The 12,539-nt window shown below is 40.5% G+C and carries 13 protein-coding genes and 1 pseudogene; 4 read left to right on the forward strand and 10 right to left on the reverse strand.

All coding sequences use genetic code 11. The features are described from left to right. Positions 1 to 166 precede the first annotated feature (166 nt). From AC3AQ9_RS04350 to AC3AQ9_RS04360, 3 genes and pseudogenes are all read right to left on the reverse strand, one after another. Positions 167 to 466 (reverse strand): hypothetical protein, encoded by a 300-nt coding sequence (locus tag AC3AQ9_RS04350; RefSeq protein WP_488306218.1) that lies wholly within the window; start codon positions 464 to 466, stop codon positions 167 to 169. 261 nt (positions 467 to 727) lie between these two features. Then, entirely contained in the window at positions 728 to 2,149 is a 1,422-nt protein-coding gene (gene cls / locus AC3AQ9_RS04355; protein ID WP_488306219.1) for a cardiolipin synthase, read from the reverse strand. A 160-nt stretch (positions 2,150 to 2,309) separates the two neighbouring features. Further along, positions 2,310 to 2,683, reverse strand: a pseudogene (locus AC3AQ9_RS04360) (hotdog family protein). Between the two features lie 210 nt (positions 2,684 to 2,893). Here AC3AQ9_RS04360 and AC3AQ9_RS04365 point away from each other — a divergent pair. Continuing rightward, a complete protein-coding gene (locus AC3AQ9_RS04365) occupies positions 2,894 to 3,406 on the forward strand; it encodes a cysteine hydrolase family protein (RefSeq protein WP_488306220.1) in 513 nt (170 codons plus the stop codon). Then, a complete protein-coding gene (locus AC3AQ9_RS04370; RefSeq protein ID WP_488306221.1) occupies positions 3,403 to 3,618 on the forward strand; it encodes a hypothetical protein in 216 nt (71 codons plus the stop codon). Before AC3AQ9_RS04365 ends, AC3AQ9_RS04370 begins: the two co-directional genes overlap by 4 nt. Positions 3,619 to 3,687: 69 nt before the next feature. On the opposite strand, the gene AC3AQ9_RS04375 is transcribed toward AC3AQ9_RS04370, so the two are convergent. The 6 genes from AC3AQ9_RS04375 to AC3AQ9_RS04400 all read right to left on the reverse strand — a co-directional run bounded on the left by AC3AQ9_RS04375 (position 3,688) and on the right by AC3AQ9_RS04400 (position 9,308). Then, positions 3,688 to 4,056, reverse strand: a complete 369-nt coding sequence (locus AC3AQ9_RS04375; protein WP_488306222.1) for a hypothetical protein — start codon at positions 4,054 to 4,056, stop codon at positions 3,688 to 3,690. Positions 4,057 to 4,170: 114 nt separating this feature from the next. Beyond that, positions 4,171 to 4,815: a hypothetical protein gene (locus tag AC3AQ9_RS04380; protein WP_488306223.1), complete on the reverse strand. Its 645-nt coding sequence runs from the start codon at positions 4,813 to 4,815 to the stop codon at positions 4,171 to 4,173. A gap of 443 nt (positions 4,816 to 5,258) precedes the next feature. Further along, on the reverse strand, positions 5,259 to 6,554 hold the full coding sequence (locus AC3AQ9_RS04385) for a M48 family metallopeptidase (RefSeq protein ID WP_488306224.1): 1,296 nt from the start codon (positions 6,552 to 6,554) through the stop codon (positions 5,259 to 5,261). A 388-nt stretch (positions 6,555 to 6,942) separates the two neighbouring features. Further along, a complete protein-coding gene (locus tag AC3AQ9_RS04390; protein ID WP_488306225.1) occupies positions 6,943 to 8,304 on the reverse strand; it encodes an ATP-grasp domain-containing protein in 1,362 nt (453 codons plus the stop codon). Positions 8,305 to 8,654: 350 nt separating this feature from the next. Continuing rightward, a complete protein-coding gene (locus tag AC3AQ9_RS04395; protein ID WP_488306226.1) occupies positions 8,655 to 9,083 on the reverse strand; it encodes an OsmC family protein in 429 nt (142 codons plus the stop codon). An 84-nt stretch (positions 9,084 to 9,167) separates the two neighbouring features. Further along, positions 9,168 to 9,308 carry a hypothetical protein gene (locus AC3AQ9_RS04400; protein WP_488306227.1) on the reverse strand — a complete coding sequence of 47 codons (141 nt, stop codon included), beginning with the start codon at positions 9,306 to 9,308 and terminating at the stop codon, positions 9,168 to 9,170. A 270-nt stretch (positions 9,309 to 9,578) separates the two neighbouring features. Here AC3AQ9_RS04400 and AC3AQ9_RS04405 point away from each other — a divergent pair, with 270 nt between their 5' ends. Then, positions 9,579 to 10,490 carry a 1,4-dihydroxy-2-naphthoate polyprenyltransferase gene (locus AC3AQ9_RS04405; protein ID WP_488306228.1) on the forward strand — a complete coding sequence of 304 codons (912 nt, stop codon included), beginning with the start codon at positions 9,579 to 9,581 and terminating at the stop codon, positions 10,488 to 10,490. An 87-nt stretch (positions 10,491 to 10,577) separates the two neighbouring features. Here AC3AQ9_RS04405 and AC3AQ9_RS04410 read toward each other — a convergent pair whose 3' ends face one another. Then, positions 10,578 to 11,336 carry an acyltransferase family protein gene (locus AC3AQ9_RS04410; RefSeq protein ID WP_488306229.1) on the reverse strand — a complete coding sequence of 253 codons (759 nt, stop codon included), beginning with the start codon at positions 11,334 to 11,336 and terminating at the stop codon, positions 10,578 to 10,580. A gap of 255 nt (positions 11,337 to 11,591) precedes the next feature. Between AC3AQ9_RS04410 and AC3AQ9_RS04415 the strand changes: the two genes are divergently transcribed. Further along, positions 11,592 to 12,458 carry an STAS domain-containing protein gene (locus AC3AQ9_RS04415; RefSeq protein ID WP_488306230.1) on the forward strand — a complete coding sequence of 289 codons (867 nt, stop codon included), beginning with the start codon at positions 11,592 to 11,594 and terminating at the stop codon, positions 12,456 to 12,458. Positions 12,459 to 12,539: the final 81 nt, after the last annotated feature.

Here is a 12,539-nt window from a genome sequence, read left to right on the forward strand (position 1 = left end):
ATATTGTGTTTTATGTAGTAAACAGCGAAAAAATCAATAATCCATGACCATAAATTCATTTCGTGTTGCTACAGTCAAGGCCTGAATGAATAACCGTCCGGAAAATGGATCTGGTCTTCTATACGACAAAAGTGCCGCTAATTAAGCAGCACTTGGCAGTTAGCTATTAACTGAAAAAATAACTACGGTAATAAACAAAAATAAAAACGATGGCGTAAATCGTATAAGCAACGGAAGCGTAAATTGGAATATTGCCGAACTTAACGTATCTTGCCTCTTCAGCTTCGATAAATGGTTTACTGTTGAAAAGATCGCTCATGGGATTGTTCGGAGCTGTAGCTAAAATCCCCAGAATCCCTACCGGCAAAGCCAGATCAATGACGTTGTACTGAAGAAAATAAGCGGCTGCAAAATTAACAATCAATAAAATAGAAATAGTTAACAAAAAGTAAAGTAATTTAACCAATGTCTTTCCTCCTAAATCAATTAAAAAAAGAGTACCAGTTTAGCAGGATTTCTACAATAGCCAATTATTAAATAAAAATGGAGCTTCTGAACTGAAGATTAATGATTGTAGTTGCTTGAAGTTTAATAGAGCAAAGCCATGAATACTACTTACTGTTTTCGTGGCTACACTCAAAGAAGTAAAACAAAAAAAGAAGACAGGATCGGTTTCATCCTGCCTTCCTTTATAAAGTCACATTCATGAGCCTGCATTCGTTCAGATTTACAGAATCGGTGCAACCAATTGGGCGACTTGCAATCTAAATCGGTTAATAAGCGAAAATTCCTGAAAATATTCTGGTGTAAGTTCTGTAGAAAGTTTCAAATCGTTTAAGTACAACAAGTTCATTTCTTCTGCGGCTTCCACATTGTACACGAACGCATTTGCTTCATAATTGAGTGAGAAACTGCGGACATCCATATTGGCAGAACCAATGGAAAAAACCTTGCCGTCTACTACTATGGTTTTCGCATGCAAAAATCCATTGTCATAAGTATAAACTTTCACACCGGTATTCACTAAGTCTTTGGCATATGACAAGCTGGCACTGTAGACGAAAATATGGTCTGCTTTACAGGGAATCATGATCCGCACATCTACGCCGCTAAGAGCCGCCGTGCTGAGTGCATCTAATATGGCCAAATCGGGAATCAAATAAGGGGTTTGGATATAAACCGATTTACGGGCCTGGGCAATCATCCGCAAATAACCATTTTTTATATGATCGAGCGATTCATCCGGGCCGCTGGCAATCAACTGCATTCCTGCCCCGCCAAAAATCTCCACAGCAGGAAAATAACTTTCCTCGTACTGGACGGGTAGCGTCTCGGAAGTTTGGTTCCAGTCGCTTAAAAATCGATGCTGCAGAGAATGAACGGCTTCCCCTTCAAAACGAAGATGCGTGTCTCTCCAGTAACCGAACTTTTCGTTTCTCCCCAAATATTCATCTCCGATATTAAAGCCGCCGATATAGCCGACTTTCCCATCGAATATGGCAATTTTTCTATGATTGCGGTAATTGACTCGCGGATTAGCGAAAGGCAGTTTGGAATGCAGCGATGCAGCTGCACGGCCACCCGCTTTTGAAAATGCATCGAAGTAATTCTTAGGCAAAGAATTTGAACCGATATCATCATAAAGGAAAAGAACTTCAAGTCCTTGCCGGGCTTTTTTTGTCAAAAGGGTGATTAGACTTTTGCCAATCGCATCATCTTTTACCATATAGTATTCGAGATGGATATGGGATTTTGCCGCTTCGATATCGTGGAATAACGCTTCGAATTTCTTCTTTCCATCAGTGTAGATATTTAGCCGATTATGCTGCGTGAACGGAGCCACACCACTTTTCAAATTCATCCGGATGAGAGGCTGCCATTCTTCAGCCACTTTTGTTGGATAGCTATAGGAACCTTCGTCTATTGCAGATAACTGCTGTTCTGAAATACTCAAAATTTCCGGGTTCAAATAAGCGCTTGAATGTTTACCTTTATCTATTTTATGTGGCTTGCCGAACAATAAATAAAGCAGCAAACCTAAATAAGGCAGAAAAAACAAGACCATAAACCAGGCCCATTTAGAAGTCGCTCTTTTCCTTTCGACAAAAAGGATGGAGAAAGCTATGACGATATTTGTCAGTAAAAACACATTGCTGATCGTGTTCCACCATTGAAAAGAATTCCACCAATCGGAAGTAATAACTATTACCTCCTTTCGTTTTCCGTCTTCTTTTCTTTACCCTAAATGACAGATGGCTAGTCGTATTTCAGCTGAACCAGTAACGAGCTAGACGCAGCATTTAAAATTCCTATAGAATTACTCCTGAAAAACCGCCTCTCGGCACTTCCTTAGCTTGCTGGTTCTTGCAAGAAAAGGCAGCAGCAATACGCGTTTTTTGCTCTTGCATTTCAAATTCACTGATGATCACTTCGCAGAGTATGGTATTCCCCGTGAATACCGGCCTTAAAACTCGAAGTCCATATGCCGCGCCAGTACGTCATGGTCTCCTCCCACTTTGGTCGGCAAAGTTGCTGTCAGCAGGCCTTGGACGACCAGTCTCCCTTGTTCATCGGGCTGAAGGTGATGAATACCTTCAGCTCCAGATATCTTCGAAAACAATTCAACGTCTTCCGTTGTGAAAATGCGCTCGAATGTTATTACATCACCGACAGTTATAGGCAAAGTTCATTCCTCCTTATAATCAATCCGCTGCCGCTCATTATTTTTAATAATGCTCTCCTTTAGGCTTCGATGGCCCTGCCTAGATTTCTTCTCTCCTGGTTTCTATATTTCAACAACAGAATCGCTTAGTTTATTGCGAGTGAACGAAAGGATTTTGGAATAAAATCCCGAATATCCTTATGGAGAAATGAAAAATTGGAGGTGTGAACGATGCAAAAAACCGCCCTACTGGTCATTGATGCGCAAAATGAAATGTTTGCAGCATCTAATCCGGTATTCAATAAAGATGACCTGCTTGATAATCTTCGGTATTTGATTGAGAAAGCCCGTTCAGTGGATGTTCCGGTTATTTTTGTTCAGCACAATGACCAAGCGCTTGTGGCTGGCACTGATGCCTGGCAGATACATTCGTCCATTAGCCCGAAACAAGGAGAACCCATTTTCCAAAAACAGACACCGGATTCGTTCCACGAAACCGGCCTTGATCAGGCATTAAAAGCAATGGCTATTGAAAACCTGATCCTTGCCGGGAACCAGACAGAGTATTGCATCGATGCGACTTGTCGCCGAGCACATAGTCTTGGCTATCAAGTGACACTGGTGAGAGACGGACACGGCACTTGGGATTCCGATTCGCTAAAAGCGAAACAGATCATCGATCATCATAATGGCGTATGGGGTTCTTTTGCGGCTATAAAAAATGCCAAGGAAATTTTTGGATGACAGCGGATTTCGAAGTCTTAACCGGAGCGGAACCGTATAAAGTTGAAGGCGGACATGTCGTAACAGTGGGTCCTACAGGAACCCTACAAAGCTTGCGGCCGATTAGCGAAGCGTTTGCGGAGGCCGGATTCACTGTGACTGTTCCCCGCCTGACCGAACATGGAACCCGTTACGAAGAATCAATGGCTTTCTTCGATAAGTACAACTGGTGAAATAAAGAGCCTTCCAATCTTGAAACAATAAAAAGGCAGCGGTTTAAAAGAAACCGCTGTCCTTTTTCGCTAAAATTCAGCTTCAAGATCTTCACTGGCTTGAATCGCTAGTTGCAAAGCTTTAATTCTTCTCTCTAAAAGCGTTTTTTGAGGACTGCCGGCTTTAGACTTGGCATAGCTGGTTTCAAGGGAAGGAAATAACCCTGTCAAAACACAGCGAGTTTCAGATAAGTCATTCTGGCTGTAATGAAGAGGTTTTTGATTCCAAGCGGTTTCAAGCACTGCTAAACCCATATTTAATGCGGTGAGACGCTTGTTTATCAAGGCAGTATTAGCGCCTTTTTGAACCATACTGGCCAAGGCGTTTTCCGATTTGCGGATTGCCGATTGGATAGCCTTGAGGGATTCTGATTGATCTTCAGCTGATACGTTTTCCATCTGATGCTGACCTCACTTTGAAAATAATGAAGAAGTCCACTTTGATTTCCAGAGATATTATTATTGAATTTATAAATATTGAAGAAGTCTTTTCGCATACAAGCTACTTCAGGTTCATTCTTTTGAGAGCTTCTTATCATGAAATGCAAGCTTCCTTGTTTTCCCATGCATTATAGCTTCTCTTAATCCAGGCAAAGTTCCACCCTTTGTTCTATTCAAAAGATATTTATCATGGAATAAATTTATGAATTCATCTTCCCGTCCTTGAATGTCACTTGTTTCATATACGAATATCCTTGTTGTATCATAAGCTCTAAAGCTGTCAATTGATAAAATGGAATTTTCTTTTCTTCCGAATATTAACCGGTCAAATTCTTTTTGTTTACTCCAATGCCCCTGGATCCGGCTTGTTACATTCCGGCTTCTGCCAATATAAGCTTGGGCATATTCATCCAGAACCATTATGTAATATCCAGAAACCCCTTTTAAAGCAGAAAGATCGGTAATTTCCTTAAAGACTTTAATTTTATTTAGAAAACGTTGGAGTTCTTCATTAAATTCATTGTTAGGCAATGAATGAAAATACTCTATGTTCCAAACGTAGTTAGTTAAGCAATCTTCAATATGCTGTTCTATGATCGATTCAGAATAAATTTCCCCTTTAATCAGGGAGCTCTTATTACTTACTTTTATATAATTGTCTCTTGTAAGCTTTAATCCATCCTTTTTGTTCTGTATAGTCACACCGAAATGTTTCATGATCCATGATTCCCTTACCTGTACCATTACTCCTATACTACTGAGCAGTCTACTATAACTGCCCCTCATAAAACCAAAATCATTCTATATCCAATACGATAATACACTAACTACCGAAAGGCAATTTCTATAAATATGCCAACTAAATCTGAAATTCAAGCACCCTGATCATCCGCATAAAATGATAATTATTACCATTTTACCGTAATAAATCCTTGCACTGGTTAACACTTCGTTAATAAAAGGTTAATGTAAACATTTATCTGCGTTCAAAAATTTTTATCTGCGGTATATTGTATTTATCTGCGTTTAAATTTTTATTTCTGCGCCCAGACCTTTAGTGCCCCGATTCTTGCCGACTGCGCTGAAACAAATCAAAAAACAGGAGCCGCTCATTCGAGCGTCTCCTGTTTTTTGAATAGCTTATTGTTGTCATCAATTACTCAATAAGCATCCGATTCAACTAATTTGATGAATTCTGTTTCAGACGATGCCCCCATATAATCCATTGCAGACATTCCATCAGGGCCTTCCTGAGCAGGATCGGCTCCTTTTTCCACCAGTAATTTCACACTTTCATATTCGCCGTACATCACGGCCGTTCCCAATGCCGTCGAGTAATTGTCAGCTGTGTTCACATCTGCGCCAGCTTCCAGTAAATATGACATGATGGCCGTATCTCCGGAGTAGACAGCATGCATCAACGCATCCGTGCCTTCAGAATCTTTTTCATGTATATCGGCACCTTCTGCTACAATTCGCTCAACTTCCGCAAGATCCCCGTTTGAAACAGCAGTAATCAGCGGGGTTTCTCCTTCTATCAGGAATTCATCAGAATAAATCGAATCCCCCAGAATATCCGGCATAAACTGGGAGTAGACCATTGTACCGCCTGCAAAAATTGCAATGCATAGAAAATAAACACCTACAACTGCTGCAATCAGCAAAGATGCACTTAATGCGATTTTGCCGCGGTTCGGGGTATAAATAGAAGCATGATTGCCTTCGAATTGCTGTATGGACTGAATGCGCTTCGGCAAATTCGGATGAGAAGACAATACTTCACTTAGCCATACAAAGCCGTTCGACTCAGTGGCAATTTGTTCTCTATAGGCATCCTCATTCACTTCCGCATACATTTTCTTGCCGATCCCAAGCAAGGTCAACGCCCGTTTTGCAGCGGCTGCGTTTTGAATAGTGTAGGCGGCATGGCGGTCACAAGTATATTCACAAGACCGGCTGTATGCCTGGCTTAAAAACGGAATAAATCCGGCTGGCATGATCAATATATTTTTCCAGACATGGCGGCGTTTCACATGGGCCAATTCATGGGCAATAATGAAGTTTAATTCATCTTGCCCTTGTTCGCGTGCCAATTCAAATACTTCTGAGTACAAAACAACCATATTCCGCCCGAAAAAGCGTGTAGCAAATGCATTTAAGGCTCCTTCGGACTGGATAACAAATACATCGGGCACTTTTTTCAGGCCCATTTCTTTCGATAACGCTTGTACGCTATCGTAGACATCCGGGAATTGCTTTTCGTGAATCCGTATGCCGTTTCCGCGAATAGAACCAAGCATCAAGGCATTGGCGAAAAGCAATATCACTACGAGTGCAACTGTCACCGCAATACCGATAATAGAAACGATCGCCAATAGATAAGTTAAAATACTGATTGCCAGACTTATGACAAAATACAAAGTCTCTCTGTCTGACTGAATAGTAGCTTTGTTCATTATTTCTCCCCTTTAATATGAAATTTCTTACATATATTAGCATGAAATTCCTAAAAAAGGCATATTAATTTAAACTTTCTTTTATAATTTTTGTGAATCTAGCCAGATTCCTACGGTTTCCGATTCAGAGTCTATACAATTTTAAGCGAAATTCTATTATGACTGCTTTATTAAAATAAAAAGATTGCCGAATAAGAGCCTAAAAGTGAAACAGCATCAAGACCTGCCTTCTTTAACGCGGTCTTTTACAAGAGTTGACAGTACAAAGATACAAAATGAATGAAGTTCATAAAACCTGTCCCTAGCTGATCAAGCAATTGGGCATAAAAAAGGAAGGATAGAACGGCTCTTCTACATAGCCCTTCTTCCTTCCTTTTGCAGGTGCCGTTTAAAGACTGACTTCAATTTGATTCCTGAATAAGTTTTTCAACTTTTCGAAGGCGATATCTTCCGCTTCAACCCCTTCTTTTCCTTCCAATTGAAAGGGCTGATTTGTTTGCTGCGAAGGCGAATATTTAGCAATAATCATATCTTTGCCTTCTGTTGAAAGGACTTGTAAAGCGTGATTGATTTTTTCGATTGTTTTATTGAACTCTTCAAGATTGGCAGCGACTATATTAAACCGTCCCAACATTTGTGCATAAGTGCCGGTCAACAGCACTTCATTTCCTGCTTCTTGGACCGGTATATACGAAATGACCGAGGGCATTTCTTTTATCTGTTCCAAGCCCTTTATTTCTTTGATGGTTCCTGTACCCAGGAGGATTGATAGGTTGCATGCCGGAAACTTCGAATATCCTTGATCATATCGCTCGATCGGATACTTATCCAGGTTTCCGCCGGTTGCAAAATCCAGCATCATTTCAAGTAAATTAATTCCCATTTGTTTTTCCAGAATCGTGTAATATTGTGTTCCACTCAGACGGAATCCCATTTCATAAAAATAAAAATTTCCATCTTCAAAAAGTGATTGAATGAATAAAACACCATTTTCAATTCCCATTCCACTGATCATCGCCTTGACTCTCATATCCAGCGTGGCAGTATAATGGCCCAAATGCTGCGACGGGAAAATCGTCGCTGTTGGTAAAGGCGGATGTTCTTTATACTCTTTATGGACATGGCGGTCTGTCATGGCCGACAATACCACTTGGCCATTCTTAACAGTGTAGAACATCATGACGCCGTAGTCATTATCTACAAACCGTTCGACAATCACCTGCCCTGACTTGGAATAGCGCAAAGCCTTTTCGTAGCCTTCTTTTAAGTCTTCTAAGTTGTAACAAACCATAATGCCTTGGCTGGCATAGCTATCGACGGGCTTGATGATTACTGGAAAAATGCATTTTTCAGCTTTTTCTCCGGCAAGCAGATCTTCAATCTGATATTCTTCAATCACCGGAACAGCAAAACTTCTGCAAAATTCTTTGAACCGCTCTTTGTCTGAACAAATTTCCAGCTGCCCATGTGTTGCGTAATGCGGAAGATTCAGCCTTTCGCATAACTCAAGAGCTTTCCAGGTATTAAAGTCATCAAAACCATTAAAGACGCCGTCTATTTTTTCTATTTCTGCAATCTCCACTAAACGATCAATTTCATCCGTGCTAATGTCATATGCCTTATCCGCAAAAGCTTTAGCGGGAGATGTTGGCTCTCTGTCCACTACAATGGTAAAAAGCCCCATCTGTTTCGCTGTATTTACCACATCGATCATATGTGTGTAGCCGCCTAATATCATTACTTTTTTCATTAGCTTCCGCCTCTTCTCTTGCATGATTTTCAGTATAAATAAATGACTATGCGCAATCATTTGGTCCATTTATTTGTGTAGTAACTTCTATATTTGCCTATTATGCAGCTCTATAATGAAATTTGAGTGAAATTTCCATTAATTATTGCTTTTAAGCTTTTAGCTCCTGAGAAAAAAGAAGGCAATAGTTTCGCTAATTTCATAGAAGGATGCATATCGGGCGGAAATCGAACGGGACATCCTGGAAGTGGTTTGCTTTTCAATAAAACGGCAGTTAAAACGCGTAAGGTGGATATGAGTTAATATCCACCTTACGCGTTTTCATTTGATTTCTTCCTCATCCTTATGCATTAATTGCTCAGGGTTTTACTCGGCTCTCCGTTCAATACATAGTTGTATTGAATAGAGGCGTTAATGGAATGAACAACTGTGCAATAAGTGTCGCGTGATAATTTGATAGCCCGGACAACTTTGTCTTCCGGCAAATCGCCTTTCAGATGATAGTTAATAGCAATTTCGGTAAAACGTCTAGGATGGTTTTCTGCGCGTGTACCTTCGATCTCAATAAAAAATTCATCAATCACTAAGCGCATTTTCTCCAAAATCATGACGATATCCATCCCCGTGCATACTGCGGCAGCATGCAAAAGCACCTCCGTCGGACGGGGGCCACTATTTGACCCGCCGCTTTCCGCATCGGCATCTAATAAGATTTTGTGTCCGGATTCCGTCATCCCGCTAAAAGCCATTCCACTATCCCAATTTAACGTTGCTTTCATTTTCATCTCTCCCTTTCTTTCAAATTAGCGTTTCTATTGATAAACTATTGCCTTTAATTTACTATACCCCAATCTTTAGCAGATTCATTCAAAATTTAAAATGAGTTTCTGAGTAGGTTTTGCCATAAAAAAGAAAGGAAAAAAAGCAGCGTCTTGAAAAATTCCAAAAGCAGGAAGTTGTGAGGAAATGACAAAGGTTGATTTGGCGTTATATCCCTGTGCCATCCCTTCCTGTTTCCTTATTGAAGCACTTGAAACTTTCGTTATTCTTTCCCTCTTTAATTTCTTGTGTCCAAATCTTCATTGGCCATCAGTTCGTGAAAGTGGCTGTTTTTCAACAAACCTTCTTAAACTAACAGCGCTGACACAAATTGTTGAACAACGAGGAATAAAAAGGGGCGATTTTTTGTTATAATAAGATATTGTAAAGAAGAAGTATCCTAGTTGCTTCAGTTTGAAATTACGATTAAAGATGCAGGGAGATAAGAAAAAACTATGGAAAACACAATGGAAATCAGTTCTGCCAGATTAATGTGGACAATGACGCGTCCGCATACTTTGACGGCGACTTTTGCGCCGGTAATACTTGGGACGGTGGCAGCGCTTTATGTAACGGACATTGATTGGCTTTTATTCATTGCAATGATGGCCGCTTGCTTGGCTTTGCAGATTGCGACGAATTTGTTTAACGAATACTATGACTTCAAACGCGGTTTGGATACGGCTGAATCTGTCGGAATCGGCGGCGGGATTGTCCGGCACGGATTGCAGCCTAAAAATGTCTTAACCGTCGCAATTTTATTGTATGTTATAGCTGCATTTATCGGTCTGTATATTTGCATGAACAGCAGCTGGTGGTTAGTGGTGATCGGCTTTGTCGGCATGGCGATCGGCTTTTTGTATACAGGCGGACCGCTTCCGATTGCATACACTCCGTTCGGAGAATTGTTTTCAGGATTAGCAATGGGAACCGGCTTTATTTTGATCGCTTTTTTCATTCAAACCAATGCGATTACGCTTGAAAGTGTGTTGATTTCCATCCCCGTCGGTATTTTGGTGGGTGCCATCAACATGTCGAATAATATCCGGGATATCGATGAAGATACAAAAGGCGGAAGAAAAACGCTGCCGATTCTGCTTGGGAGGGAAAAAGCGGTTATCGGTTTGGCGATTGCTTTTGCCGTTGCCTATCTTTGGATTATCGCTATTGTATTGATGGGTTATATCAGTCCTTGGGCTTTAGTCGTGTTCCTTAGTTTCAAAAAACCGGTTTCCGCCATCAAGGGGTTCCAAAAAGGCGTAACAGAACCAAAGTATATGAGATTTGCTATGAAATCGACGGCTATGACCAATACCATTTTCGGTTTTCTGCTATCCGCCGGCTTACTGATCAGCTACCTGTTTTGATAAAGAATTTCCTTTTGGCCAGAACCTCGAGTGGAAGTGATTAGATTCTCTTCCCTTCGGGGTTCTTTTCGTTGTTTGGCGTTTATGTTAATCTATTTTCTCAACCATCAATTGTCCTTTATGCTCAGCTGCGTTTATTGTATACTCCTTCCCATTTTCCAATTGAATCGTAACAGTCGTCTCTGCAAATTCCATATCTATATAGAGAAAAACATAGCCTTCTAATTCGATAGAAGCAACTCCGCCTCTCTCTCCTTCTTCCATTCCTAAAAGGCCATATCCTTGCCGGGAATAATCGTATACAGCGATGGCAGGCGCTTCATCGATGTCCAAGGCATAAGCAGTGAGGCCCCCGTCGATCCATTCATCTTCCTTACTTATCACCGGAACTTTTTTTGTCAGCGAATACTCGCCCCCGTAGGAATATTCCAAGTCCCTCCAAAGATCTTGCTGTGTTGGATAGCCTCCTTTGGTCCAAGTGCTTGGTTGGCTCACTTTTCCTTCGTCATCAACGTATAAAGTGACGCCAAACAACGGAGTTTCTGCTTTATTAACTTCAAAAGAACCAACTGAATATCCCGCTTCATATCGTTCAGGCACAATGTCGAATTCAGTATCCGGATAGTTTTTTGACAAGTGGTCAATAAGCACTTCATATCGCTCATCATGTTCATTTGTCTTTAAGATCGGAAAATAGAGGTAGTAGCCAATAAATCCGATAACCAGTGCACTCGTCAATAACAGCCTCCATCTTTTTCTTTTTCTAAAAATTAGCCAAACGACCAAAATGGCGGCCAATACGGCTATCCCAATCAGTCCAAAATAAATGGTTTCGCTTGGATTCATGCACTCACTTCTTTCTCAAGAATATTTTCAGTGGTTGTTACTGGACTCTTTGGTAAATAATTTATTCTTAATAATATACTAAGACGCTGCCTGAATAGCTAGATAAATCTGGAAGTAAGAAATTCTCCGCAATTCGAGTCGCCAGCCAGGTCGGCTTCAAGAAGAAAAAGACTTAGAAATGTGCATATCTCCGAAGAGTCATATACTATAGAAATAGAAGATTAGCGAATTTAGATAAACAAGGAGTATGAAATGATGTTAAAAGAACAATTTAGTTTGAAGAATGAGAAACTACACGAATATTTATGCGAAAAAAACAAAGAGCTTACGGAACAATGGTTTAATACATTGGAGGAAAGTGCCGTAGGTGTATATGCATCTTCAAACCCGGAAACCATTGAAAAATTAAAGCAGCAAAACCATGAGTTTCATGAGCGTTTTTGCCATATGTTCAGTAAAGACGATAGTGAATGCATAAAGGACTTCCAGGATTGGATTATGCGTATCGCTAAAGATGAAGGCCATTTAGCCACGCCTCTTGACGCCGTCTTAAAAGAGTTTTTCAGAACCCAAAAGCAATATCTGCAGCTTATTGAAGAATTTGCGGAAGCACAGGAAGAAAGAATTTCCCCGGAACAAGTGACTGCATGGAACAGGGCAGTTGTTGACACCATCAATGACATCATTCTGGAATTTACCATTCAAAGCACAAATGCAGCAGAAAACCGGCTGAATGCCCAACAAGAAATGATTGTTGAAATGAGTGCACCGGTAATTTTGCTGACAAAAGAGATCGGCTTGCTTCCACTGGTAGGAGAAATTCATACATATCGGGCGCAGATTGTTTTTGAGAAAGTGCTGAAACAATGTTACGAAAATTCCTTGGAACGGTTGTTCATTGATTTATCCGGTGTGCCAATCGTTGATACAATGGTTGCCCACCAAATCTTCCAATTGATTGAAGGGCTAAAAATCATTGGAGTGAAAACAGCTATAGCGGGCATCAGCCCTGATATTGCACAAACTGCTATCCAATTAGGCATCAATTTTGGAGAGATTGAAGTTTACAATAAATTGGCACAAGCATTGAAACAAAATAATCTGCAAGTTTCTCAAAAATAAGTTCTAATTAATGATTGTCCTTTTGCTAGTTAATGCAATAAAAGCGGACTTTTCGAGACTGAAAAATCATCTCGAAACGTC

Source organism: Planococcus sp. VCh962 (assembly GCF_057748275.1).